At 65.5% G+C, this 23533-nt stretch carries 22 protein-coding genes and 1 other RNA gene; 13 read left to right on the top strand and 10 right to left on the bottom strand.

Going from position 1 to position 23533, the window contains the following annotated elements; translation table 11 throughout:
- Positions 1-36 precede the first annotated feature (36 nt).
- The 3 genes from IGW04_RS06605 (at position 37) to IGW04_RS06595 (ending at position 811) form a co-directional block, all read left to right on the top strand.
- Positions 37-180: a hypothetical protein gene (locus tag IGW04_RS06605; RefSeq protein WP_194712267.1), complete on the top strand. Its 144-nt coding sequence runs from the start codon at positions 37-39 to the stop codon at positions 178-180.
- Positions 180-398, top strand: a complete 219-nt coding sequence (locus IGW04_RS06600; protein WP_194712266.1) for a hypothetical protein — start codon at positions 180-182, stop codon at positions 396-398. The genes IGW04_RS06605 and IGW04_RS06600 overlap by 1 nt, the downstream gene beginning before the upstream one ends.
- A 188-nt stretch (positions 399-586) precedes the next feature.
- The gene (locus IGW04_RS06595; RefSeq protein ID WP_194712265.1) at positions 587-811 is read left to right on the top strand and encodes a hypothetical protein; all 225 of its coding nucleotides are present in this window, start codon (positions 587-589) and stop codon (positions 809-811) included.
- Positions 812-855: 44 nt separating this feature from the next.
- On the opposite strand, the gene IGW04_RS06590 is transcribed toward IGW04_RS06595, so the two are convergent.
- The 5 genes from IGW04_RS06590 to trxA all read right to left on the bottom strand — a co-directional run bounded on the left by IGW04_RS06590 (position 856) and on the right by trxA (position 6199).
- Positions 856-2223 (bottom strand): MATE family efflux transporter, encoded by a 1368-nt coding sequence (locus IGW04_RS06590; RefSeq protein ID WP_194712264.1) that lies wholly within the window; start codon positions 2221-2223, stop codon positions 856-858.
- The gene (locus tag IGW04_RS06585; RefSeq protein ID WP_194712263.1) at positions 2220-3929 is read right to left on the bottom strand and encodes an ArnT family glycosyltransferase; all 1710 of its coding nucleotides are present in this window, start codon (positions 3927-3929) and stop codon (positions 2220-2222) included. Before IGW04_RS06585 ends, IGW04_RS06590 begins: the two co-directional genes overlap by 4 nt.
- Positions 3930-4031: 102 nt before the next feature.
- Entirely contained in the window at positions 4032-4298 is a 267-nt protein-coding gene (locus IGW04_RS06580) for a type B 50S ribosomal protein L31 (RefSeq protein ID WP_194712262.1), read from the bottom strand.
- Positions 4299-4502: 204 nt separating this feature from the next.
- Positions 4503-5768: a transcription termination factor Rho gene (gene rho, locus IGW04_RS06575; protein WP_194712261.1), complete on the bottom strand. Its 1266-nt coding sequence runs from the start codon at positions 5766-5768 to the stop codon at positions 4503-4505.
- Positions 5769-5872: 104 nt separating this feature from the next.
- A complete protein-coding gene (gene trxA / locus IGW04_RS06570; RefSeq protein ID WP_194712260.1) occupies positions 5873-6199 on the bottom strand; it encodes a thioredoxin TrxA in 327 nt (108 codons plus the stop codon).
- Positions 6200-6468: 269 nt separating this feature from the next.
- Here trxA and IGW04_RS06565 point away from each other — a divergent pair, with 269 nt between their 5' ends.
- The 8 genes from IGW04_RS06565 (at position 6469) to IGW04_RS06530 (ending at position 15889) form a co-directional block, all read left to right on the top strand.
- Positions 6469-9180, top strand: coding sequence for a PD-(D/E)XK nuclease family protein (locus IGW04_RS06565; protein ID WP_194712259.1), 2712 nt, complete (start codon positions 6469-6471; stop codon positions 9178-9180).
- The gene (locus tag IGW04_RS06560) at positions 9180-12461 is read left to right on the top strand and encodes a UvrD-helicase domain-containing protein (RefSeq protein WP_194712258.1); all 3282 of its coding nucleotides are present in this window, start codon (positions 9180-9182) and stop codon (positions 12459-12461) included. The genes IGW04_RS06565 and IGW04_RS06560 overlap by 1 nt, the downstream gene beginning before the upstream one ends.
- A gap of 133 nt (positions 12462-12594) precedes the next feature.
- Entirely contained in the window at positions 12595-13731 is a 1137-nt protein-coding gene (locus IGW04_RS06555; RefSeq protein ID WP_194712257.1) for a glycosyltransferase family 4 protein, read from the top strand.
- Positions 13718-14506, top strand: coding sequence for a DUF2334 domain-containing protein (locus IGW04_RS06550; protein WP_194712256.1), 789 nt, complete (start codon positions 13718-13720; stop codon positions 14504-14506). The genes IGW04_RS06555 and IGW04_RS06550 overlap by 14 nt, the downstream gene beginning before the upstream one ends.
- A gap of 55 nt (positions 14507-14561) precedes the next feature.
- A complete protein-coding gene (locus IGW04_RS06545; protein ID WP_194712255.1) occupies positions 14562-14807 on the top strand; it encodes a DUF904 domain-containing protein in 246 nt (81 codons plus the stop codon).
- Positions 14804-15103: a cell division protein ZapA gene (locus IGW04_RS06540; RefSeq protein ID WP_194712254.1), complete on the top strand. Its 300-nt coding sequence runs from the start codon at positions 14804-14806 to the stop codon at positions 15101-15103. The genes IGW04_RS06545 and IGW04_RS06540 overlap by 4 nt, the downstream gene beginning before the upstream one ends.
- Before the next feature lie 58 nt (positions 15104-15161).
- A non-coding RNA gene (gene ssrS, locus IGW04_RS06535) (6S RNA) lies at positions 15162-15341 on the top strand.
- An 89-nt stretch (positions 15342-15430) separates the two neighbouring features.
- A complete protein-coding gene (locus IGW04_RS06530; protein WP_194712253.1) occupies positions 15431-15889 on the top strand; it encodes an EVE domain-containing protein in 459 nt (152 codons plus the stop codon).
- Positions 15890-16099: 210 nt separating this feature from the next.
- Here the strand turns inward: IGW04_RS06530 and IGW04_RS06525 are convergent, their stop codons facing one another.
- From IGW04_RS06525 to IGW04_RS06515, 3 genes are read right to left on the bottom strand one after another with little or no spacing between them, the layout of a single operon-like run.
- Positions 16100-17620: a malonate--CoA ligase gene (locus IGW04_RS06525; RefSeq protein WP_194712252.1), complete on the bottom strand. Its 1521-nt coding sequence runs from the start codon at positions 17618-17620 to the stop codon at positions 16100-16102.
- A 19-nt stretch (positions 17621-17639) separates the two neighbouring features.
- On the bottom strand, positions 17640-18455 hold the full coding sequence (gene lgt / locus IGW04_RS06520; protein ID WP_194712251.1) for a prolipoprotein diacylglyceryl transferase: 816 nt from the start codon (positions 18453-18455) through the stop codon (positions 17640-17642).
- Positions 18449-19351 carry a LysR substrate-binding domain-containing protein gene (locus IGW04_RS06515; RefSeq protein ID WP_194712250.1) on the bottom strand — a complete coding sequence of 301 codons (903 nt, stop codon included), beginning with the start codon at positions 19349-19351 and terminating at the stop codon, positions 18449-18451. Before IGW04_RS06515 ends, lgt begins: the two co-directional genes overlap by 7 nt.
- A 92-nt stretch (positions 19352-19443) precedes the next feature.
- On the opposite strand from IGW04_RS06515, the gene ilvD reads away from it, so the two are divergent.
- Positions 19444-21117 (top strand): dihydroxy-acid dehydratase, encoded by a 1674-nt coding sequence (gene ilvD, locus IGW04_RS06510; protein ID WP_194712249.1) that lies wholly within the window; start codon positions 19444-19446, stop codon positions 21115-21117.
- A gap of 415 nt (positions 21118-21532) precedes the next feature.
- On the opposite strand, the gene IGW04_RS06505 is transcribed toward ilvD, so the two are convergent.
- Positions 21533-21754 (bottom strand): TIGR04438 family Trp-rich protein, encoded by a 222-nt coding sequence (locus tag IGW04_RS06505; RefSeq protein WP_194712248.1) that lies wholly within the window; start codon positions 21752-21754, stop codon positions 21533-21535.
- 116 nt (positions 21755-21870) lie between these two features.
- Between IGW04_RS06505 and IGW04_RS06500 the strand changes: the two genes are divergently transcribed.
- Complete coding sequence (locus IGW04_RS06500) at positions 21871-22179, top strand: c-type cytochrome (RefSeq protein ID WP_194712247.1); 309 nt, start codon at positions 21871-21873, stop codon at positions 22177-22179.
- A 73-nt stretch (positions 22180-22252) separates the two neighbouring features.
- Here IGW04_RS06500 and IGW04_RS06495 read toward each other — a convergent pair whose 3' ends face one another.
- A complete protein-coding gene (locus IGW04_RS06495) occupies positions 22253-23398 on the bottom strand; it encodes a branched-chain amino acid ABC transporter substrate-binding protein (protein ID WP_194712246.1) in 1146 nt (381 codons plus the stop codon).
- Positions 23399-23533: the final 135 nt, after the last annotated feature.

The following is a 23533-nucleotide window of genomic DNA, read 5'->3' as shown; positions in this document are numbered from 1 at the left end:
ATAGCATTTTTGTTCCATTTCAGCGCGGAGACTGTCATGCATCGAGCCCCTGTGCCGCATCCGGACCATGAACCGATGGAAGAGGATGATTCCATTCCGGTTCCGGGGGTTCCCGCTCCCGACGAGGAGCCGGTGCCTGACCATAATCCCCAGTCGTGCGCGATCGCCCAGGAGGACTGATGACAGGAAGCACCCTGCAAAGCGGCACCCATATCGCCCGCACCGATACCAAGCAGATGCCTGACGGCACCTATGAAGCCCAGGTGTTCGTGCGACTGAGCCGTGAGCCGGAAAGCGCCGAGACCTTCATCCCGGCCGGGATCCATCCCGACGAGTCGTCGGCATTGCAGGCGGCCCAGGCACGCGCGCAGCGGGCTCTGGACGAGCATGAATTCTGAGTGCCCGTCCGAAAGGACTGGCGAGGGCCTGCGGCTCCGGCATCCCGCCGTTTCTTCCGTCCGGATGGTTAGCGCTTCCCGACACGCCTGATCATCATCCGCAAATCCCGTCAGCGGCCCTTGAGCGGTCGCAATCGACGCTTGCCGGATGCAGGCATTTTCCTTCTCGAAACCTTAAAGGAAACACCATGGCAGCAGTGACCTATACCAAGCAGGACTGGAAAGCCGAAGCCGATATACAGCGTCTGCCGGACGGCACCTACCAAGGCGTCGTGCTGTTGACCCGGATGGGCAGCCCGGGATCCGACAGCGCGCCCCAGACTGTCAATAGTGTGTCGGAGACGCCGGAAGAAGCGCTGGAGGAGGCCAAGGCGCTGGCGCACCGCCTGCTGGCCGATGTGGGCGGCGGCTGAGCCGGCAGGCCCATGAACTGCCGGGCCGCCAAGCCGCCAAGCCGCTAAGCCGCGGCTGTCGCGCGGCGTTCTATTACCCGCAGGTACCACAGCAGGCCGATGGCCACCAGGCCGAGACTGGCGCTGTTGCCAAGCCAGAAGCCGGCCGCGCCGCGCACCGCGGCTGGCGCGATGCCGAGCGGGTCCAGGCCCATCAGATAGCCGCCGCACAGGCCCACGCCCCATAGCGCGACGGCATAGATCACGGTCGGCACCACGGCCACCTTGTAGGCGCGCAGCACGAAGGCGGTGGTCACCTGCACCGAGTCGAACAACTGGTAGAACGCGATGAACAGGAACAGCGGCATCGCGGCCGCGATCACCGCCTCATCCGGCGTGTAGGCCCGGATGATCAAGCCCCGGAACAGCCAGACCAGCACGCCCACGGTGACCGAGGCCAGGGCGGCCAGCCGGATGCCGGCATGGCCGATGCGCCTGGCCTCGTCCAGCTGCCTGGCGCCCAGCGCCTGCGCCACCAGCGTGCCGGTGGCATTGGCGATCGACAGCGGCAGCATGTAGAGCACGGTGCCGAAGTTGGCCGTGACCTGATGGCTGGCCACCGCGTTGGTGCCGATGCGGGCGATGAACAGTGCCATGAAGGTGTAGGCGGTGACTTCGATCAGGTAGGACAGGCCCATCGGTATGCCCAGCTTCAGGAAGGCGCGCTGCGCCGCCCAGTGCGGACGCTCGAAGCCGGCGCCGAACAGCCGGAACGTGTCGTAGAAGCGGTCGCGCCGCAGCAGGAACAGGCCGGCCAGCACCGCGATCCAGGCGGCGATCGCGGTGGCGACCGCGCAGCCCGGCCCGCCCATGGCCGGCAGGCCGAGGCCGCCGAAGATGAACAGCAGGTTCAGCGGAATCTTCATCAGCAGGGTGCCGACCTGGATCGCCATCACCATCCTTGGCCGGGCCAGCGCGGTGTTGAGCGAACTGTAGATGCGAAAGGCCAGCGTGGCCGGCAGGGCGAGCGCCAGGATGCGCAGATAGAGACTGACCTTGTCTGCCACTTCGGGCGACGCATGGGCCAGGGCCAGCAGCGGCTGCGGGAACAGCAGCAGCGCCAGTCCGGCCAGGCACAGGAACAGCGCCAGCCACAGGCTCTGCCGGATCTCGAAGCCGATGCGCTCATGTTTTCCGGCGCCATACAGCTGGCCGATGATGGGCGACACCGCCTGCAGCACGCCCGACAGGCCGACGAAGGAGCTGACATAGATCGAGGCGCCGACCGCCAGCGCGGCCAGGTCGGCGGACGAAAAGCGCGACGTCATCGCGGTGTCGATCACGCCGTTGGCAATGACCGCCAGTTGCCCGATCAGCAGCGGCCAGGCCAGCGCGCCGATGCGGCGCGTGCGGCCTGCGGGCACGGCGATCATTGCTTCACGCGCCGGTACAGGCGGAACCGTTCATCGCGGTCGGAGGGGCGGCGTCCTTCCCACATCAGCACCAGGCGGCCATCCTCGTCCTTTGTCATCAGCCGGTCGCTGCCGCGGTCCTGCAGCAGCAGGTAGGCGCAGTCGTGCCGGTCGAAACGGGCGAACTCGACGCCGCCGAAATAGGCGAAGGAGGCGCGCTGGGCGGCGCCGACATTGGTATCGACGCAGTAGTCGGCGGACGGCAGCTTGGCGCCGATCTGCTTGGCTACGCCGGCATAGCTCTTGCCGTAGTTCAGCCATGGCAGCCACAGTGTCATCAGCAGCAGCCAGCACAGGATCACGCCGCCGGACGACAGCACCACGGCGCGCCACAGCACCGATGGGTGGCGCGCAATGCGCCAGCGGATCACCAGAATCCAGGCAATGGTGGCGGCGGCGGCGATCAGGAAGGCCAGCAGGTTGAACTCGGGCTTGAAGCCGGGCGCCAGTTTCAGCGCATTGTGGGCCAGGCGCGGCGGCCAGCCGGTCTGCTTGGCGATCCAGCCTATCCAGATGAATGCGGCGCAGGTGGACAGCGTCATCATCGCGAACCAGTCGACCGCATTGATGGCGCCGCGCTTCATGGTCGGCAGGCCGAATGCGGCCAGGATGGACAGCGGCGGCAGCAGCGGCAGCAGGAAGCTTTCCTCGCCATGCGGATGCAGCAGCACCAGCAGGATGAAGGCAATGATCAGGCCGAGCGGCAGCGTGATATGCAGCGCGCCGCGCTGCTTGCGCCATGCATACACGGCCCAGGCCGCGAAAGGCCAGGCGGGCCAGGCGAACCAGGGAATGTACTTGAAAAAATAAACGACGCTCTGAAGCGACGGCGGCGCCAGCTGCGCCGCGTTCCACTGCAGCCAGGCCGGCGTGGGATTGCCGCCGAAAGGCTGCATCAGCGCATTGAGAAGGGGCCAGATGCTGGCGGTGGCAAGGCCCAGCGGCAGCGTCACCAGCGCCAGCCGCTGCAGCAGCCGGTCGCCATGCCGTGGCGACACCAGCACCAGCGCGCTCCAGAACGCCATCGGCACCAGCCAGCCGCGCGTCAGGACCAGCAGGCCCAGCGTCACGCCCAGCACCATGGCCGAGCGCAGTGACTGCGACTCGAACAGCCGCACCGCGGAATAGATGGCAAAGCCGATCATGGAAACCTGCAGCGCCTCGGCGGTGGTTTCATGGCTGCGCAGCAGCAGGCCAAGGCAGGCGAGATAGATCAGCAGCGCGCCATCGGCCAGCGTACGGCCGTAGTCGCGCGCTTCCGGCTGGCCGCCAAAGGCCAGGCGCAGCGGCTGGGTCTCGCTGCGCCGGCCAAGCAGGTAAGTCGAATACCAGACCGACAGCGCGCCGATCAGGAAAAAGCCGATGGTGGAAATGCGGGCCGCCAGCGCATCGCCCAGCAGCCAGCCGAACAGGCGGATGAACAGGGCGCCCAGCCAGAATGCCAGCGGTCCTTCGCCTGGCGACGGCAGTCCGGCCACATGCGGCCACAGCCAGTCCTGCCAGGTGCCGCGCGCCATGGTCCACATGATGCCGAAGCCGGCGGCGTCGTCGCTCTTCCACGGATCGCGCCGGATCAGGCCGGGCAGGATGTAGAGCAGGCACAGGGCGATCAGACCCCAGCGCGGCAGGGCAAGCGTGGCGGAAGCGGGTAGGCGGACAGGCTTCATGGATTCCTGGTCTGTTCGGCGGTCAATCGGACGGTCAAATGGAAATGAACGCCGCTAACAAAAAAGGCAGCCGAAGCTGCCTTTGTGGCCTGGGCAGCGTGATTACTCTGCCACTGCGGTCTTGGAACCGACCTTGCCGAATTTCTGACGGAATTTCTCGACGCGGCCTGCGGTGTCGACGATCTTGTGCTTGCCGGTGAAGAAGGGATGCGACTCGGAGGACACCTCGATCTTGATCAGCGGGTAATCCTTGCCTTCGTGATTGATCGTTTCACGGCTGGACATCGTGGAACGGGTAATGAATTTGGTGTCGGCGGAAACGTCGTGGAACACGACTTCGCGATAATTCGGGTGAATGCCTTCTTTCATGTTTGCCTCGGTAGGTTGGGTAGCCAATCGTCACTTCGTCGGTCTGCCTGCTTCTTGACCCGATTGTCGATCACTTGCCGGAAAATGGAGGCCGGATTATACCCTAATTCGGCGGCATGTCTTGCAGGCCGCCAATTCGGATAGGCCGGCATGGCGAAAGGGCGCCGCCCGGCGGCGCGCCTTCGTTGTGCTGCATGGGATGCGTCAGGAACCGCCGCGGCGCATCATGTCGAAGAACTCGGCATTGTTCTTCGTGCCCTTCATCTTGTCGAGGATGAACTCCATCGCCTCGATCTCGTCCATGCTGTAGAGCAGCTTGCGCAGCACCCAGATCTTCTGGAGCTGGTCGGGCTTGATCAGCAGTTCCTCGCGGCGGGTGCCGGACTTGTTGAGGTTGATCGCCGGGTAGACGCGCTTCTCGGCCAGGCGGCGCTCCAGGTGCACTTCCATGTTGCCGGTGCCCTTGAATTCCTCGTAGATCACGTCGTCCATGCGGCTGCCGGTCTCGATCAGCGCGGTGGCGATGATGGTCAGCGAGCCGCCTTCCTCGATATTGCGGGCCGCGCCGAAGAAACGCTTGGGGCGCTGCAATGCATTGGCGTCCACGCCGCCGGTCAGCACCTTGCCCGATGCCGGGATCACGGTGTTGTAGGCGCGCGCCAGGCGGGTGATGGAGTCGAGCAGGATCACCACGTCCTTCTTCATCTCGACCAGGCGCTTGGCCTTTTCCAGCACCATCTCGGCGACCTGCACATGGCGCGTGGCCGGTTCGTCGAAGGTGGAGGCCACCACTTCGCCGCGCACCGAGCGCTGCATTTCCGTCACTTCCTCGGGCCGCTCGTCGATCAGCAGCACGATCAGCACGATGTCGGGATGGTTGGCCGTGATCGCATGCGCGATGTGCTGCAGCATCACCGACTTGCCCGACTTTGGCGACGCCACCAGCAGGCCGCGCTGGCCCTTGCCGATCGGCGCGATCATGTCGATGATGCGACCGGTGGTGTTTTCCTCGCCGCGCATCTCGCGCTCCAGCATCAGCGGCTTGTTCGGATGCAGCGGCGTCAGGTTCTCGAACAGGATCTTGTGCTTGGACGCTTCCGGCGATTCGCCGTTGACCTTGTCGACCTTGACCAGCGCGAAGTAGCGCTCGCCATCCTTGGGCGTGCGCACTTCGCCTTCGATCGAGTCGCCGGTATGCAGGTTGAAGCGGCGGATCTGCGACGGCGAGATATAGATGTCGTCGGTCGAGGCCATGTAGCTGGCGTCGGGCGAGCGCAGGAAGCCGAAGCCGTCGGGCAGCACCTCGAGGGCGCCGTCGCCGAAGATCTGTTCGCCGGATTTGGCGCGCTTCTTCAGGATCGCGAACATCAGTTCCTGCTTGCGCAGGCGGGCGGCATTGTCGATGTCCAGGCCGATTGCCATTTCGAGCAGGGCAGAGACGTGCAACGCCTTGAGTTCAGATAAATGCATGTGTATGTGTCCCGGGATGGGAAGGTAAAAGGTGGGGGAGGGAACAGCGTGGGATAGTCGTTAAACACAGCGGCGCGAGGGCGCCGCTGCGGCTAGTGCTTGTCTCAGATGTTGTTATCGATGAAGGACATCAGCTGGCCCTTGCCGAGCGCGCCGACCTTCTGTGCGGCGACCACGCCGTTCTTGAACAGGATCAGGGTCGGGATGCCGCGGATGCCGAACTGGGCCGGCACTGCCTGGTTGGCGTCGACGTCCATCTTGGCGATCTGGATCTTGCCGTCGTATTCCTTGGCGACTTCTTCCAGGATCGGGGCGATCATCTTGCAGGGGCCGCACCATTCGGCCCAGAAGTCGACCAGAACCGGCTTGTCGGACTTGAGCACGTCGGCGTCAAAGGACGAGTCAGAGATATGTTTAATGTTTTCGCTCATGGTTTCCTCAAGGTGAGGGGATGTAAGGGGTTAACGCTGCAGTATGGATGCCGAGTCTGCTCCGGGCCTGTGCTGCATGCTGCCGGTATGCCTTAAGCAGTTGCGGACAAGGTATGCAAATTCAAGTTCAAAGCGGGATGGCAAGAGGTGCTGCGGCGGGATTTCGGGGAATCATAACCGATTTTCAAGAAAAGTGTGGCAATGCTACTGGTTTTGCCCGGGGCTCGCATAAAATGCTTTCCCGTCCGCTATCCCCCGCTGCCCATCCAATGTCCCTGGCTCCCCTGTTGATTCCCGCTGATGCCGCATTCTGGCCGCATGTTGCCCAAGCGCTCATTGCGCATTCGCAAACAGTGTTGCAGGACAGGGTCAGCCCGCTGGACCTGTCCGGATTAAGGGTGCTCACGCCGGGCTTTGCGCACGCGCGGCTGCTGCAGCGGGCGCTGGCGGAACAGCTTGGCGATGCCTGCATTCCGCCGCGCACCGGCACGCTGGCGGCCTGGGTCGACCTGCTGCCGCCGGACCCGGCGCGGCCGGCGCCCGGCGGCGGCAGCGAGCGCCTGATGGCGCTGTATGGCGAGTTGCGCCAGCATGCCTGGCTCAAGAAGCTTTTCAGCACGCGCCGCAACACCGACCTGCTGCCGCTGGCCGAAACCCTGCTGACCCTGTTCGATGAACTGAGCCGCACCCTGCTGCCTTCGGTGCGGCACAGCGTGGAAGCCGCCGACAATCTCTGGCACGCGGCGCTGGCGCAGCTGCCGCCGTCAGCGCGCACCCTGCTGTCGGACGAAGGGCAGATGGTGTGGACGCTGTGGAAGTCGCAGCTCGACGGCAACGACGCCTGCGCGGAACGCTTCGCGCGCATGCTGCAGATCGCCGCGCAGGCCCGCGAGCCGCTGGTATGGATTGCTTCCTGCGAGCCGGATGCCTACGAGCTGGCCTTCCTCGAAGCCTATGCCGAGCGGCAGCCGGTGCTGCGCCTGCAGCCCGACTGGCGCGCCGGCGCGGTGCTGCCGGCCTGCGCCGCCGCCTGGCCGGAGATGCTGGAGTCCGGCGGCAACGGGAACGACGGCGCCGCGGGCGACCGCGCGCCCGTGCCGCAGTCGCTGCCGGGCGTGTCGCTGCTTGCCGCCGCCAGCATGGAGCAGGAAGCCGTCAGCGGGGCGCGCACCGTGCTTGACTGGCTGGCGCAAGGGCGCCGCCATATCGCCATCATTGCCCAGGACCGGGTAGTGGCGCGCCGCATCCGCGCACTGCTGGAACGGGCGGAGGTGATGGTGACCGACGAGACCGGCTGGAAGCTTTCCACCACCCGCGCCGCCGCGTCGCTGGCGGCATGGTTCGACGTGGTTGCCGGCCGCGCGGAAACCGCGGCCCTGCTGGACCTGCTGAAGTCGCCCTTCATGCTGGCCGACCTGGAAGACAAGCCGGGCCTGGTGCTGGACATCGAGCTGGCGCTGCGCGCGGCCAATGTCGCCGGCGGCTGGGAAGCCGTGCGCGGCGCGTTGCGCGCGGTGCCGCAAGGGCTGGCGCTGGTGCAGCAATGGCAGCAGCTGGCGCAACGCTTCGCCGGACGCAAGAGCCTGGCGGACTGGGTCGCCTGCACCGAAGCGATCCTGCGGGAGCTCGGCATGCGCGCCGCGCTGGAAGCCGACGCCGCCGGCGCCCAGGTGGTTGCGATGCTGGACCAGCTGGCGTCGGAATCGACGCGGGTGGCGCCGGCGTTTTCCTTTGGCGAGTGGCGCGCGCTGGTCGGCCTGCAGATGGAAGCCACCGACTTCCTCGCGCCCGCGGTGGATGACCGGGTGCTGATGCTGCCGTTGGCCGCGGCCCGCCTGCGCAGCTTCGATGCGGTGCTGATGGTGGGCGCCGACGCCCGCCACCTGCCTTCGGCCCACAATGAAACCCTGTTCTTCGCCAGCGCGGTGCGGCGCGAGCTGGGCCTGCCGACCCGCGAGAGCCGGCAGCGCCAGCAGATGCGCGACTTCGCCGGCCTGCTGCATGCCAACCCGGACGTCGTGCTGTCCTGGCAGGCGCAGCATGACGGCGAACCGAATCCGGTGAGCGCCTGGATCGAGCGGCTGCAGCTGTGCCTGGCGCGCGCCGGCTGCGCGCCGCTGCGCCAGCACCAGGTCGATACGCCGCCGCGCCGGCTGCGCGCCGCGCCGCCGGCGCGGCCAATGCCGTCGGCGCCGCAATTGCTGCCGCAGCGCCTGTCCGCCAGCGGCTACAACGCCTTCGTCGCCTGTCCCTACCAGTTCTTCGCCACCCGCATGCTGAACCTGTCGGGCCTGGACGAGTTTTCCGACATGCCCGAAAAACGCGACTACGGCGACTGGCTGCACCAGGTGCTGCATGCCTATCACAGCGCCGTGGCGGCCGGCGCCGTGCCGCCCGAGCAGCGCGAGGCCTTGCTCCGGTCCTGCTCCGAGCAGGTGTTCGGCGAGGTCCTGGCGCGCAACAGCGCGGCCATTGCCTATTACGCGCGCTGGCAGAGGGCGCTGCCGGCCTACCTGGCCTGGGCCGGCGAGCGCGAGGCGCAGGGCTGGCAATTCCTGTTTGGCGAGCAGCGCTTCGAGCGCACGCTGGCCTGGCCGGGCGGCAGCGTCACGCTGCATGGCCGCGTCGACCGCATCGACGGCAATGCCGATGGCGAACGGGCCGTGCTCGATTACAAGACCCGCGACGCCGCCAGCCTGCGCGCCAAGATAAAACTGGGCGAGGATCATCAGCTGGCCTTCTATGGCCTGCTGTCGGATGCGCCGATCGCCAGCGCCAGCTATGTGGCGCTGGAGCCCAGCCGCGACCGTGCCGGCGACGCCGAGGCGCCACGCTATGCCGAGTCGCAGGAAGCGCTGATGGCGCACATCGTGGCCAGCATGCAGGCCATCGCCGGCGGCGCGCCGCTGCCTGCCAACGGCGTTGAAACCATCTGCCAGTACTGCGACGTGCGCGGCCTGTGCCGCAAGGGAGCATGGTGATGGCGGCCCGCGCTTATGAAGTCAATGGCGATGCGGTCGATGCCGCGCGCTTCATCGCGGTTGCCTGCGACCCGGCGCGCTCGGTGGCGGTGGAAGCCTGCGCCGGCAGCGGCAAGACCTGGCTGCTGGTGGCGCGCATGCTGCGCCTGCTGCTGGCGGGCGCCGAGCCGTCCGGCCTGCTGGCCATTACCTTTACCCGCAAGGCGGCGCAGGAAATGCGCGAACGCCTGATGCTGCTGCTGCGCGACCTTGCGCTCCTGCCCGAGGCCGCGGTGCGCGCGCTGCTGCTTGAGCGCGGCGTGCCGGAGCATGCGCTGCCGCAGGCCATGCCGCTGGCGCGCAGCCTTTACGAGCGGGTGCTGGCCAGTCCCCAGTCGCTGTCGATCGACACCTTCCACAGCTGGTTCGCGCGGCTGCTGCAACTGGCGCCACTGAGCTCCGGCGTGCCGCATGGCTATGCGCTGGCCGACAACAGCGGCGAACTGATGACCGAGGCCTATAACGGCCTGATGCAGTCGCTCGACGAACCGGAACTGGCCCCGGTGCGGCAGGCGCTGCTGGCGCTGTACGAGCAGCTCGGCGACTGGACCACGAAGCGCCTGCTCGATGCCTTCATCGACAAGCGCGCCGAATGGTGGGCCGCCAACCAGGCCGGCCAGCCGCTGCAATGGCTGCACACGCTGTGCTGCGCCGGCCAGCCCGATGCGCGCCTGTCGGTATGGGAAGACGACGCGCTGCAGCAGGGCATCTGGCAGATTGCCGCCTTGCTGGGACAGGGCGCCAAGCGCAACCAGGAGCGCGCCATGCTGATCGAGGAAGCGATGAGCAGCGGCCCGTCGGTTGCCGCCTTCGAGCAGCTGCTGGCCCAGTTCTGCGACGACAAGGGCGGGCCCAAGGGCAATGACCACAAGCGCGGCAAGCTGCTGGCCGCCATCCAGAGCGACCTTGGCGAACATGGCGTGGCATTGTTCGAAGCGGTGCTGGGCGCGCTGTCGTCAGCGCTGTGGACGCTGCAGCGACGCAGCTGCGAGGCGCTGGTGCTGGCGATGAACGAGGCGCTGTTTACCGTCGGCGCCGCCTACCTCGAGCGTTACCAGGCATTGAAGGCCGAGCGCCGCGTGCTGGATTTCTCCGACCTGGAGTGGCAGGCCTGGCGGCTCCTGAACAATGAAGAGCATGCGGCCTACCTGCAGAGCCGGCTCGACGCCCGCTACAGCCATATCCTGCTGGATGAATTCCAGGACACCAACCCGCTGCAATGGAGCATCGTGCGGGCCTGGCTGGCGGCCTATGGCGGCGATGCGGCGCAGCCCAGCGTCTTCATCGTCGGCGACCCCAAGCAGTCGATCTACCGCTTTCGCCGCGCCGAACCGCGCGTGTTTGCGGCCGCCACCGCGCTGCTGGCGGCGAATGGCGCCGATGTGCTGCGCACCAACCAGACGCGGCGCAATGGCGAGGCCATCGTCGCGCTGCTCAATGAAAGCCTCGGCCCCAATCCGATCTATGCGCCGCAGACCACGCTGTCGGGCCGCGCCGGCATGGCATGGCGGCTGCCGTTGGTGGAGGCGCCCGCCGCCGCACCGGCCACAACAGCCACCGAGCCCGACGGCATGGCGCTGCGCGACCCGCTGACCATGCCGCGCGCCGAGGAAGAGGATGCGCGCCGTCTGGAAGAGGGCCGCATGGTGGCGCGCGCCATCATCGAAGGCATGCAGTCCATCGACAGCACCAGCTGGTCGGACGTGATGCTGCTGGTGAAGAAGCGCACCAACCTGGCGGCCTATGAAAGCGCCTTGCGCGAAGCCGGCATTCCCTTCCTGTCCGACCGGCGCGGCGGCCTGCTGCAATCGCTGGAAGTGGCCGACCTGATCGCGCTGCTGGGCTTCCTGATCACGCCCGGCGACAACCGTGCGCTGGCGCATGTGCTGAAGAGCCCCATCATCGGAGCAGGGGACAATGATTTGATCGCCTTGGCGCAGCGCGGGGAAGGCAACTGGTGGCGCCGGCTGCAGGCCCTGGCATGCGAGGGCGCATCCGACGCACTGACGCGCGCCGCGCATCTGCTGTCGCGCTGGCTGGAGATCGCGCCGCGCTTGCCGGTGCATGACCTGCTCGACCGCATCCTGCATGAAGGCGAGCTGGTGGCGCGCTACGCGCAAGCGGCGCAGCCGCTGACGCGCGGCAAGGTGCTGGGCAATATCGAGGCTTTCACCGCGCTGGCGCTGAACCTGGATGCGGGCCGCTATCCGAGCCTGCCGCGCTTCATCGATGCGCTGCGGGTGCTGCAGAACGGCCTGGACAACGAGGCGCCCGACGAGGCCAGCGTCGATGCCGCGGTGGACGCGGTGCGCATCATGACCATACACAGCGCCAAGGGACTGGAGGCGCGCATCGTGGTGATGCTCGACGCCAATCACAGCGAGCCGGCGCGCGACGACGTCGGCATCCTGTGCGACTGGCCGCAGGATGCGGATACGCCGCGCCATTTCTCCGCGTTCGCCCGCGCCGACGAGCGCGGCGCCGCCCGCGACCACCTGTTCCAGGAGGAGCAGGGCTTCCGCGAGCAGGAAGACTGGAATCTGCTGTATGTCGCGGCGACCCGCGCCAAGGACCTGCTGGTCGTCAGCGGCGTGGCCGGCCGCCGCGGCGCCGGCGCGGATGGCGTCGTGGATGGCAGCTGGTACCAGCGCCTGGGCGCGGCGCCGCTGGTCGAGCCAGGCACCGGCACGGTTGCCGGCGTGCCGGGCGGCGAACAGGAATTCTGCCTTGACCTGTTTGCGCCTGCCGCGATGCCTGGCGTGCCGCCGGCCGAAGCGCCGGCCGAGTTTTCCAGCGCCGCAATCGACGAGGGCGTGGCCTTGCACGGCCTGCTGGAACGGCTGACGGAATGCCGCGCCTGGCCGCTCGCCTTGCCGCCGGTGGACATGGTGGCGCGCTGGCTGGGCTGCAGCGCCGCGCTGGCCGATGTGGCGCGCCGGCATGCCGAAACCATCCTGTCGCAGCCTGCCTTGCAGCGCTTCTTCGACCCCGGCATGCATCGGCAGGGACGCAATGAAATGGAAGTCATCGTCGGCGGCCGCCTGCTGCGGCTGGACCGGGTGGTGCTGTTCGACGACGAGGTCTGGATACTCGACTACAAGCGCGCCTTCCTCGAAGTCGAGCGCGAAAAGTATGCGCAGCAACTTGCGCAGTACCGGGCGGCGCTGAATGCGGTCTTTCCCGCCATGCGTCTGCGCTCGGCGCTGATCACGGTCGATGGCCGGCTGTGGGAGCTTGGCTGAGAGCCTGCGCGGCAGAAGGGCCGCCTTCTGCCGCGCAGGCTTTCAGGGCTTTCCCGGCGTTGACTGATCTCAAGCGGCAGGCCGGGATTTGCCCTTAATTTAAGGACACTTCCTCCATCGCGCGGGCCTGGCCATGCACTTGCTCGATCTCACCATGTTCTATCCCGCGATCACGGGCGGAGTCGGCACTTACCTGGGGGCGAAGGCGCGCTGGCTGGCGCGCCATACGCCGATCCGCCACACCATCGTCGCACCGATGTCGCCGCGCGAGCCGCGTGCTGCCAATGTGACGCCGATCGCCGGTTTCCCCCTGCCGGGCAGTCACGGCTACCGGCTGCCCCTGTCGATGCGCCAGGCGCGGCTGGTGGTGGAGCGGCTGCATCCGGACCTGGTCGAATGCAGCGACCCTTATCAGTGCGCATGGAGCAGCCTGCGGGCCGGCCGCCATCTGGGCGTGCCGGTGGTGGGCTTCTATCATTCCGATCTGCCGTCGCTGGTGGGTCAGCGCTTCGGCGCTTCGGCGCGCCGGCTCGCCACGCGCTATGTCGCGCGGCTGTACCGCCAGTTCGACCTGGTGCTCGCGCCCAGCAATGTCATGGTGGAGCGCCTGCGCGACCTGGGCATACAGCGCGTCATGCGCCAGCCCCTGGGCGTGGACACGGATGTGTTTGCACCGCGCCGCGCCGCGCCGAACCTGCGTGAGCATCTGGGGCTGCCGGGCAACGCGCGCCTTCTGGTCTATGCCGGGCGCTTCACCCGCGAAAAACATTTGCCGCTGCTGCTGGAAGCGGTGCGCCGCCTCGGCGCGCCATTTCATCTGCTGCTCATCGGCAGCGGGCCGCGCCTGGCCCCGATGGAGCGGGTGACCCAGCTGCCGTTCCAGAGCGAGCCGGGCGTGCTGGCCAGCCTGATCGGCGCCTGCGACATGCTGGTGCATCCCGGCGACCAGGAAACTTTCGGCATGGTGCTGCTGGAGACATTGGCCTGCGGCGTGCCGGTGCTGGGAGTGGCAGCCGGCGCCGTGCCCGAACTGGTTGACAGTGACTGCGGGATGCTGGTCGCGCCGCGAAGCGTCGAAGCGCTGACGCAGGGCATTGCCGACATGGCGCGGCGCGACCTGCGCGCCATGGGGCAGTGCGGCCGCAGCCGCATGCTGCGGCAGTATGACTGGGATGTCGTGATGCCTCAGCTGGTCCAGCATTACAGCAAGCTGGTGGCGGATGAGCGGCGCGGTCGGCATGCGCTCGAAAACGGTTATGCCATCCGCTGAGTTCCGCAAGCATCTGTGCGTCTCCATCCATGATGTCGCGCCGGCGACCTGGCAGCTGTGCGAAAGACTGCTCGCCGCGGTGGATGCGGTGGCCACCGTCCCGCTGACCCTGCTGGTGGTGCCCGCCTACCATGGCGACAGCCGGGACATGCCATGGTATGACCGCAAGCTGGAGCATCGGCTGGCGCTTGGCGACGAACTGGCGCTGCACGGCTATCTGCATCTCGACCAGGGCCCGCCGCCACGCGGCTTGCGCGAGCGTTATGCGCGCCACGTCTATACCAGAGGCGAGGGGGAATTCGCGGCGCTGACCGAGCCGGAGGCGGCGCGCCGGCTGGCGCTGGGCATGCAATGGTTCGCCTGCCGCGGCTGGCCGCTGCGGGGCTTCGTGCCGCCGGCATGGCTGCTCGGCGATGGCGGCTGGCGCGCATTGCGCGCATCGGGCCTGCTCTACACCACCACCTGGCGGCACTTTCATTTCCTGCAACACGCAGCGCCGTTGGAAGCGCCCAGCCTGGTCTACAGCAGCCGCAATGCCTGGGGCAGGGCGCTGTCGCGGCAGGCGGTCTGGTGGGCCGCCATCGGCCAGCGCAACGCGCCGCTGGCGCGACTTTCCCTGCATCCGCGCGATGCGCTCGAGCCGAGCACCGTGCGCCATTTCCAGCGCCTGCTGGCGAGCCTGCTGGCATCCCGCGTCCCCGCAACCAAGGCAGCCTTTGCGCGCTACTGGCTCGACAGCCTGGCCAGGCCCACCGCAGGCGAGGTCGCTGTCTGATGCGCTGTAACGGAATGTATTGACGTTGCTTTGGCGCCGCAACTATAGTTGCGGGATGACTTCAGAATTCGACCAACTTTCCGACAAGATCAACCAGCTGGTGCAACTGGTGCAGTCGCTGCGTCAGCAGAATGCCACATTGCATCAGCAGATCGACGCGCTCAACGCCAGCAACGCCGCCCTCGCCGCGCGCATGAACGAAGCGCATGACCGCGTCGTCGCCGTGCTCGAGCAGTTGCCCGCGCCAGAGGCCGAGCAGCCGCAAGCGCCCGACCAGCCCGAGGGCGAGAAAGCCGCATGAGCCAGTTAAACGTGATGATCATGGGCCAGTCCTTTGCGCTGACCTGCAAGGAAGGCGAGGAGGGCGCGCTGCTGCAGGCGGTGCGCTACCTCGACCAGCGCATGTCGGCCATACGCGACGCGGGCCGGATCAAGGGCAATGACAGAATCGCCGTGATCGCCGCGCTTGGCATGGCAGCCGAATTGCTGGCCACGCGGGCGCCGCAGGGACCGCTTGCGGGCCAGAGCATGGCAGAAGTGAAACAGAAACTGGGCGCCATGCATGCCGTGCTGGATGCTGCCCTTGCGTCCAAATAAACACTTCCGGATTTCGGCCCAAAAGGTTTGACATGCGGCCCGATTCGCGTAGACTTAGCCACTCCTGCCGTGTTCGCGATTGCCATAAAATCCTTGAACCATTTATGTGCATAGGTTGCGGAAAATTGTTTGACGGGTGTGAGCGTCGCTAGTCCGATGAACCCGAAGTTGAACTGACTGTGACCACCTTGAACCTCTTGGTTCGGGATGCCGGCAAAGCGGCACAGGCGGGGCTTAATACCGGAAACGGCTGCATGAAAATGCAGCCGTTTTTTTTATCCTTGTTTTTTCTTCTTTTCTTTCAACGCCGCCCAGGAACAGGCAACGATGCGCTACTGGTTGATGAAGTCCGAACCTAATGAAGTCAGCATCGACGACGCACTCGCCGCGCCGGGCGGCGTCGTGCCCTGGACCGGCGTGCGCAATTACCAGGCGCGCAACTTCATGCGCGATGCAATGAAGGTTGGCGACGGCGTGCTGTTCTATCATTCCGGCTGCGCGCAACCGGGCATCGTCGGCATTGCCGAAGTGGCAAGCAGCGCCTATCCCGACCCGACCCAGTTCGATCCCGCCAGCCATTACTACGACCCCAAGGCCACGCCGCAGGAGCCGCGCTGGCAGATGGTGGATGTGCGCGTGCTGCGCAAGACGAGGCTGCTGACGTTGGCGGAAATGCGGGTTGATCCCGCACTGGCCGAGCTGATGATGCTCCGGCGCGGCAGCCGCCTTTCCATTACGCCGGTCACCTCATCCGACTGGCGTCACATACTGACCCTGCTGGGCTAGAGGCTTGCAGGCGCTCGTCGTCCCATGAGCGCCAATCATCCCACCGGCGCGCTGTCGGATACTCAATCAATGTTCTGCCATGACAGCAGCATCGTGGCGCTCAGCGATGGCTTCACCCATGACGGCGTGCGGTGAGCCGATCTCCCGCCGCGCGCCGGGTTGCCCGGCACTGCGACGATCACGACAGGCCGGCAAGGCTTGGCGCAGCCCTCATGCAAAGCGGCTGCGCAGCAGGTTCTTCTGCACCTTGCCCATGGTGTTGCGCGGCAGTTCGTCGATGACATGCACCTGCTTGGGCACCTTGAAGTTGGCAATCGTCTGCTTCAGGCTGGCAATGATGCCGGCCTCATGGAGGACGACGCCGGAAGCAGGATCAGGCACGACCACTGCCACCACCGCTTCGCCAAAGTCCGGATGCGGCACGCCGATCACTGCCGATTCCAGCACGCCATCCATCGCATCGATGACGGCTTCGACCTCTTTTGGATAGACGTTGTAGCCACCCGAAATGATCAGGTCCTTGCTGCGTCCGACGATCCACAGATAGCCGTTCGCATCGAACCTGCCGACGTCGCCTGTCTTGAAGTAACCGTCGGCGGTAAACTCTTCCGCGGTCTTTTCCGGCATGCGCCAGTAGCCCTTGAAGACGTTCGGGCCGCGCACCTGGATGTCGCCGATCTCGTCGACGGCGCAAATCTCTCCATCCTTGCCGACCGTGCGTATCGTCACGCCGGGGAGCGGCATGCCGACCGAGCCGGGAATGCGCTTGCCGTCATAGGGATTCGAACTCAGCATCGCGGTTTCGCTCATGCCATAGCGCTCCAGGATCGTGTGGCCGGTGCGTTCGCGGAATGCATCGAAGGTGGCCGGCAGCAGCGGCGCCGAGCCGGAGATGAACAGGCGGATGTTTGCCGATGCCGCGCGATCGAAAGCGGCATCGTCCAGGAGGCGGGTGTAGTAGGTCGGCACGCCCATGAACACGGTCGCGCGCGGCAGCTGGCGCACGACTTCGGCGCTGTCGAACCTGGGCAGGAAGATCATCTTGCTGCCATTGACCAGCGCGCCATTGCAGGCCACGAACAGGCCATGGATATGGAACAGCGGCAGCGCATGCAGCAGCACGTCATCGGCCTGCCAGCGCCAGTAGTCGCGCAGCACCAGCGCATTGGATGCGAGGTTGCCGTGACTGAGCATCGCGCCCTTGCTGCGGCCCGTGGTGCCCGAGGTGTAGAGAATGGCTGCCAGCTGGTCGGCATCGCGTGGCACGGTGTCGAAGCGGTCCGCGCAGGCGGCGGCGCTGTCGAGCAGGCTGCCGCTGTTGCGGCCGTCGCGCAGTTCATCGAGGGTGAACACATGCATGGTGCCGGCCTGGCGCGCCAGGGGCTGCACCCAATCGAGATTGCAGGGTGAGCAGACCACCACCGATGGCGCGGCATCCTGCAGGAAGTACTCGATCTCGGAAGCCCGGTAGGCGGTATTCAAGGGCAGGTAGATCAGGCCGGCGCGCAGCGTCGCCAGGTACAGCATCACCGCCTCCGGCGATTTTTCCACTTGCACCGCCACCCGTGCATCGGCCGGCAGGTCGAGGCTGGCCAGCAGATTGGCGATGCGGGCGCTTGCGCGATCCATCTCGTCCCAGCTGTACTGCCGGCCGCAGCCGGTTTCGATGCAGCAGGATGCGCGGTTCCCGGGAAAGCGGGAATGGAACAGGTCGTAAAGGTTGGCGTTCATGCGGAGATATGGGACGAGGTCAGACGGGCGAGGGCGCGGTGCTGCCCTGGCGGCGATAGGCAATGACAAGCAGGATCAGGCCCAGCACGATCATGGGGACCGACAGCATCTGGCCAGCGGAGATCGTGAAGCCGGCGAAATGCACTTCATAGTCCGGCATGCGGAAGTACTCGGTGAAGAAGCGGGCGCAGCCGTAACCCAGCGCGAACATGCCCGACACCGCCAGCCGTGGCCGCGGCTTGCGTGCATACAGCCACAGCACGATGAACAGCAATACGCCGTCGACCAGCGCCTGGTAGATCGGCGACGGATGGCGCGGCAGCTGGTCGACATTGGGCCAGATCATGGCCCATGGCAGCGTCGCGTCGGCCACCCGGCCGGGCAGTTCGGCATTGATGAAGTTGCCGATGCGGCCGGCTGCATAACCCAGCGGCACCAGCGGCGCGATGAAGTCCATGATGTCCATCAGGCGCCGGCCATGACGCCGGCCCCAGATCGCCATTGCCGCCATCACGCCCAGAAAGCCGCCGTGAAAGGACATGCCGCCTTTCCAGACCGCGAAGATTTCCAGCGGATGGCTGAAGTAGTAGGCCGGGTTATAGAACAGCACCTCGCCGAGCCGGCCGCCGATCACCACGCCCAGCACGCCGTAAAACAGCATGTCGTCCAGATGCTCGGCCTTCCATCCGGCCGCGGCAATATGCGGCTGCCTGATGCGCAGCCGGCCCAGGCCAATGAACAGTGCAAAGGCCAGCAGGTACATCAGGCCATACCAGCGGATCGCAAGCGGGCCGATCGCAATGGCGACCGGGTCGGGCATCGGGTGTATCAGCATAAGGGAGTCTTTCCGAGCAGTTCTAAAAAAGCGTGCAGCACCGGCGACGCATTGTCGCGGCGCCAGGCCAGTCCGGTCTCGATCACGGCCGTCTTGCCAGCCAGCTGGCGGTAGGCCACGCCCGGCCGTTTTAAATTGGACACAGATTGTGGCACAAGAGCGATGCCCATGCCGGCCGAAACGAGACCGACGATGGTTTGCATCTGTATCGCTTCCTGGCCGATGCGTGGCGGCAGCCCCGCCTCGCGGTAGCAATCGAGGATGGCGTCGTGGAATGCCGGCGCAATGCGGCGCGGGAAAATGATCAGCGGCATGTCGGCCACGGCATGCAGCGGCAGCGGCGCCGCGCTGTCGGGCGCACCGACATCCTGCGGCACCGCCAGCACCAGCGGCTCGGAGAACACGGGCCGGTACGACAGCATGTCCTTCATCCGGTCCGGCAGCGGTGGAATCAGCAGGCCGACATCGATGGCGCCCTGTTCCAGCGCATCGAGCTGCAGGTCGCTGGTGGCCTCGCGCAGTTCGATCTGCACTTGCGGATAGGCAGTCCTGAAGCGGTGCAGGAAGGGCGGCAGCACGCTGTAGTCGGCGGTCGAGACGAAGGCAAGCGACAGGCGGCCGGATTCGCCGGCGGCGGCGCGGCGGGCGAGGTCGGGCAGGGCCTGCGCATCCTGCAGCAGCTGGCGCACATGCGGCAGCAGCGCCGCGCCGGCCGGGGTCAGCGTCACGCTGCGGCTGGTGCGGGAAAACAGCGGCGTGCCCAGCAGCGCTTCCAGCGCCTGGATGCTCTGCGACAGCGGCGGCTGCGTCATGTGCAGGCGTTGCGCCGCGCGACCGAAATGCATTTCCTCGGCGACCGCAAGGAAATGACGCAACTGGCGAAGCTCCAGGTTCATCGATATGAAAAAAAGATTGATTAAGGCTGAATGATATATTTGACAGCGCACCCCAGGCAAGGCAAGGTAGCGGCTCACTTTCCGGAGGCACTATGGCATTCAATCGCCGCTCAAAAAACGTTACCCAGGGCGTCGCCCGCAGTCCCAACCGCTCGATGTACTACGCGATGGGCTATGAAAAGGCTGACTTCGACAAGCCCATGATCGGCATTGCGAATGGCCACTCCACCATCACCCCCTGCAATTCCGGGCTGCAGAAGCTGGCTGACATTGCGATCAAGGCAGTCAAGGATTCAGGCGCCAACCCCCAGGTATTCGGCACGCCGACCATCTCGGACGGCATGTCGATGGGCACCGAAGGCATGAAGTATTCGCTGATCTCGCGCGAAGTCATTGCCGACTGCATTGAAACCGTGGTCAACGGCCAGTGGATGGATGGCTGCGTGGTCATCGGCGGCTGCGACAAGAACATGCCGGGCGGCATGATAGGCATGCTGCGCACCAATGTGCCCAGCATCTATGTGTATGGCGGCACCATCAAGCCGGGCAACTGGAAGGGCAAGGACCTGACCATCGTCTCCGCCTTCGAGGCCGTGGGCGAGTTCACCGCCGGCCGCATGTCGCAGGAAGACTTCGACGGCATCGAGCGCAATGCCTGCCCGTCCTCCGGTTCCTGCGGCGGCATGTACACCGCCAACACCATGTCGTCCTCGTTCGAGGCGCTTGGCATGGCGCTGATGTATTCCTCCACCATGGCCAATCCGGACGACGAGAAGGTCGGCTCGGCCGCCGAGTCGGCGCGGGTGCTGGTCGAGGCGGTCAAGCGCGACCTGAAGCCGCGCGACATCGTGACCAAGAAGGCGATCGAGAACGCGGTTGCCGTGATCATGGCGACCGGCGGCTCCACCAATGCGGTGCTGCATTACCTGGCCATTGCCGATGTGGCCGGCGTCGAATGGTCGCTGGACGACTTCGAGCGCATGCGCAAGAAGGTGCCGGTGATCTGCGACCTGAAGCCGTCGGGCAAATACGTTGCGACCGACCTGCACAAGGCCGGCGGCATCCCGCAGGTGATGAAGGTGCTGCTGAAGGCCGGCCTGCTGCATGGCGACTGCATGACCATTACCGGCCGCACGCTGGCCGAGGAACTGGCTGACGTGCCCGACGTGCCGCGCGCCGACCAGGACGTGATCCGCACCATCGACCGCGCGCTGTACGACGAAGGCCATCTGGCCATCCTGAAAGGCAATCTGGCCATTGAAGGCGCCGTGGCCAAGATCACCGGCCTGAAGAATCCGGTCATCACCGGCCCGGCTCGGGTATTCGACGACGAGCCTTCGGCGATGGATGCGATCCTGGGCGACAGGATCAAGGCGGGCGACGTGCTGATCCTGCGCTATCTCGGTCCGAAGGGCGGGCCGGGCATGCCGGAGATGCTGGCGCCGACGTCGGCGCTGATCGGCAAGGGCCTGGGCGAGTCGGTCGGCCTGATCACCGACGGCCGCTTCTCGGGCGGCACCTGGGGCATGGTGGTTGGCCATGTGGCGCCGGAAGCCTTCGTGGGCGGCACCATTGCGCTGGTGCAGGAAGGCGATTCGGTGACCATCGACGCGCATGCGCTGCTGATACAGCTCAACGTGCCGGAAGAAGAGATTGCCCGTCGCCGCGCCGAGTGGAAACAGCCTGCGCCGCGCTATACCCGTGGCGTGCTGGCGAAATTTTCAGCACTGGCCGCGCCGGCGAGCAAGGGCGCCATCACGGGCTGATTGCCGCGTTGCCGGGTGTGTTTCCGGCATCAACGACAACCGCTTTCCATGCGTCTGGCCTCAGGCGCGGGAAGCGGTTTTTTTGTGGGCGTCAGTCGTAGGGTGCAATACCCCTTCGGGGCATTGCACCAAACCGTCGCGACGGTAGTGCAATCGCGTTAAGCCAGCACCCGTCACAGGTCGCTGCGAAGCAGCAACCAGGCTTGTGCACAATGAAATCGGGAAGCAGGGCAAGCCTGCCGTCGTCCGATGCCGGATGATGCAATCTGATTGCACTTTCGGGCTGACGATTTGGTGCAATGCCCCTTCGGGGTATTGCACCTTACGGCTTTTAAAGCCTAGTACGGACTTCAGCGACAACTGCGACAGCCTGCGGAGATGCCGGAAAGCCAATGGACGTCTATCCTCAGGAACCTCATTTTTTCCTGAAGGTGGAATCGACCCGCTTGCGCCTGGCTTCATCCGACTGGTCATGGGCGCGGCGCTTGTCCAGGCCCAGCATCTTTTCGAGGTATTCAAACCAGAGAAAGGCGACGACGAACAGGGCAACGATCCACCACCATGACAAATCGGCAAGCGGGCCGATTTCAAAAAACCGCAGCAGGCCGAGGGCTGCAATGAGAACGATCAACAGCATGGAAACTCCTTTGCGGCAGGATATTGTTAAACCCTGTAACGGTCAACAAGTCGGTATTGGCCGTGTGATAATGTAGCCCCGCAACAATAACCCATTTGGAAACCCAGGAGAATCGAATGAAAGCTCTGTTGTTCATCGGCCTTGCCGCCAGCGCACTGGCATCGAATGCCGCCATGGCAAATGCCGACCTGGCGAAAGCAAAGAATTGCATGGCCTGCCATGCGGTGGCTAACAAGGTGGTTGGTCCGGCCTTCAAGGACGTGGCCGCCAAATATGCCGGCCAGAAGGATGCTGAGGACAAGCTGGTTCAGAAGGTCCTGAAGGGCGGCGGCGGCGTCTGGGGTCCGGTGCCGATGCCGGCCAACACCCAGGTGACCGAGGCTGAGGCGCATACCCTGGTGAAGTGGATCCTGGCGCAGAAGTAAGCGTCGGGGAATCATGAAAAACGCCGGCTTGCAGCCGGCGTTTTTCATTCGGGGAAGCGTTGCCGCATGCTCCTTACTTGACGACGGCGATCTTCTCCTTCTTGCCGCCCTTGAAGGTGAACAGGGTCAGCGTGCCTTCCTTGATGTCGCCCTTGCTGTCGAAGGTGATCGGACCGGTGACGCCGTCGTAGCTGATCTTGGCCAGTTCAGGCAAATACTTCGCCGGCTCGGCCGAATTGGCCTTCTGCATCGCCGTCGCCATGGTCATCACCGCATCGTACACATATGGTGCATACAGCTGCACATCGATGTTGAAGCGCTTCTTGTAGCGTTCGATGAACTGCGCCATGTCCTTTTCCTTGGGGCCGGTAACGCCGCCGGCTTCGGCGCAGACCACCTGGTTGTCGCTGAGGCCATCGCCGGCCAGCTTGGGCAGCTCGGTGGTGCAGATGCCGTCGCCGCCCATGAACTTGGCGTTGATGCCCAACTGCTTCATCTGACGCAGCATCGGGCCGCCGACGTTGTCCATGCCGCCGAAGAAGACGATGTCCGGGTTCTTGCCCTTGATGGCTGTCAGGATGGCATTGAAGTCGGTGGCCTTGTCGGTGGTGTATTGCTGGGTGATCTGCACGCCGGGCAGGGCTGCCTTGGCGCCCTTGACGAACTCGCTGGCCACGCCCTGGCCGTAAGCGGTACGGTCGTCGATGACCGCAATGTTCTTGGCCTTCAGCGTTTCGATCGCGTACTTGCCCAGCGTGCCGCCAAGCTGGCCGTCGTTGGCCACAACGCGGAAGGCCGTCTTGTATCCCTGCTTGGTGTACTGCGGGTTGGTGGCGGAGGGCGAGATCTGTGGGATGCCGGCATCGTGATAGATGCGCGAAGCGGGTATGGTGGTGCCGGAGTTCAGGTGGCCGATTACGCCATTGACCTTGGCATCGACCAGCTTCTGCGCCACCGCGGTGCCCTGCTTGGGATCGGCGGCGTCGTCTTCATTGACCAGTTCAAACTTGACCTTCTTGCCGCCGATGGTCACGCCCTTCGCATTCAGATCCTCGACAGCCAGGATGGCGCCGTTCGCATTGTCGCGGCCATAGTGCGCCTGTCCGCCCGACATGGGCGCCACATGGCCCAGGCGAACCACGGTTTCCTGTGCAAGCGCTGAGCCGGAGAGCAGGGCGATGGCGGCTGCGACGGGAAGCATTTTTGGAATGAACTGCATACATTTCCTCCTGAGGATTGAAGTCTTCAATGGTTGCCGCAATGCCGGAGTTCGGCGGTCGTGAGTGTCTCCGGCGGGATCCTGGTGCCGCGTCATTATGCAGGTTTCTGCTGATTTTCTGAATGATTGAATTGT

Source organism: Noviherbaspirillum soli (assembly GCF_015352955.1).
GTDB lineage: Bacteria > Pseudomonadota > Gammaproteobacteria > Burkholderiales > Burkholderiaceae_D > Noviherbaspirillum_A > Noviherbaspirillum_A soli.
Note: the sequence above shows the minus strand (reverse complement) of the source record. Positions and strands in the feature narration are given on the sequence as shown.

Coding starts and splice junctions, on each gene's coding strand:
- IGW04_RS06605 (WP_194712267.1), top strand. CDS start 37: ATGCATCGAGCCCCTGTGCCGCATCCGGACCATGAACCGATGGAAGAG.
- IGW04_RS06600 (WP_194712266.1), top strand. CDS start 180: ATGACAGGAAGCACCCTGCAAAGCGGCACCCATATCGCCCGCACCGAT.
- IGW04_RS06595 (WP_194712265.1), top strand. CDS start 587: ATGGCAGCAGTGACCTATACCAAGCAGGACTGGAAAGCCGAAGCCGAT.
- IGW04_RS06590 (WP_194712264.1), bottom strand. CDS start 2,223: ATGATCGCCGTGCCCGCAGGCCGCACGCGCCGCATCGGCGCGCTGGCC.
- IGW04_RS06585 (WP_194712263.1), bottom strand. CDS start 3,929: ATGAAGCCTGTCCGCCTACCCGCTTCCGCCACGCTTGCCCTGCCGCGC.
- IGW04_RS06580 (WP_194712262.1), bottom strand. CDS start 4,298: ATGAAAGAAGGCATTCACCCGAATTATCGCGAAGTCGTGTTCCACGAC.
- rho (WP_194712261.1), bottom strand. CDS start 5,768: ATGCATTTATCTGAACTCAAGGCGTTGCACGTCTCTGCCCTGCTCGAA.
- trxA (WP_194712260.1), bottom strand. CDS start 6,199: ATGAGCGAAAACATTAAACATATCTCTGACTCGTCCTTTGACGCCGAC.
- IGW04_RS06565 (WP_194712259.1), top strand. CDS start 6,469: ATGTCCCTGGCTCCCCTGTTGATTCCCGCTGATGCCGCATTCTGGCCG.
- IGW04_RS06560 (WP_194712258.1), top strand. CDS start 9,180: ATGGCGGCCCGCGCTTATGAAGTCAATGGCGATGCGGTCGATGCCGCG.
- IGW04_RS06555 (WP_194712257.1), top strand. CDS start 12,595: ATGCACTTGCTCGATCTCACCATGTTCTATCCCGCGATCACGGGCGGA.
- IGW04_RS06550 (WP_194712256.1), top strand. CDS start 13,718: ATGCCATCCGCTGAGTTCCGCAAGCATCTGTGCGTCTCCATCCATGAT.
- IGW04_RS06545 (WP_194712255.1), top strand. CDS start 14,562: ATGACTTCAGAATTCGACCAACTTTCCGACAAGATCAACCAGCTGGTG.
- IGW04_RS06540 (WP_194712254.1), top strand. CDS start 14,804: ATGAGCCAGTTAAACGTGATGATCATGGGCCAGTCCTTTGCGCTGACC.
- IGW04_RS06530 (WP_194712253.1), top strand. CDS start 15,431: ATGCGCTACTGGTTGATGAAGTCCGAACCTAATGAAGTCAGCATCGAC.
- IGW04_RS06525 (WP_194712252.1), bottom strand. CDS start 17,620: ATGAACGCCAACCTTTACGACCTGTTCCATTCCCGCTTTCCCGGGAAC.
- lgt (WP_194712251.1), bottom strand. CDS start 18,455: ATGCTGATACACCCGATGCCCGACCCGGTCGCCATTGCGATCGGCCCG.
- IGW04_RS06515 (WP_194712250.1), bottom strand. CDS start 19,351: ATGAACCTGGAGCTTCGCCAGTTGCGTCATTTCCTTGCGGTCGCCGAG.
- ilvD (WP_194712249.1), top strand. CDS start 19,444: ATGGCATTCAATCGCCGCTCAAAAAACGTTACCCAGGGCGTCGCCCGC.
- IGW04_RS06505 (WP_194712248.1), bottom strand. CDS start 21,754: ATGCTGTTGATCGTTCTCATTGCAGCCCTCGGCCTGCTGCGGTTTTTT.
- IGW04_RS06500 (WP_194712247.1), top strand. CDS start 21,871: ATGAAAGCTCTGTTGTTCATCGGCCTTGCCGCCAGCGCACTGGCATCG.
- IGW04_RS06495 (WP_194712246.1), bottom strand. CDS start 23,398: ATGCAGTTCATTCCAAAAATGCTTCCCGTCGCAGCCGCCATCGCCCTG.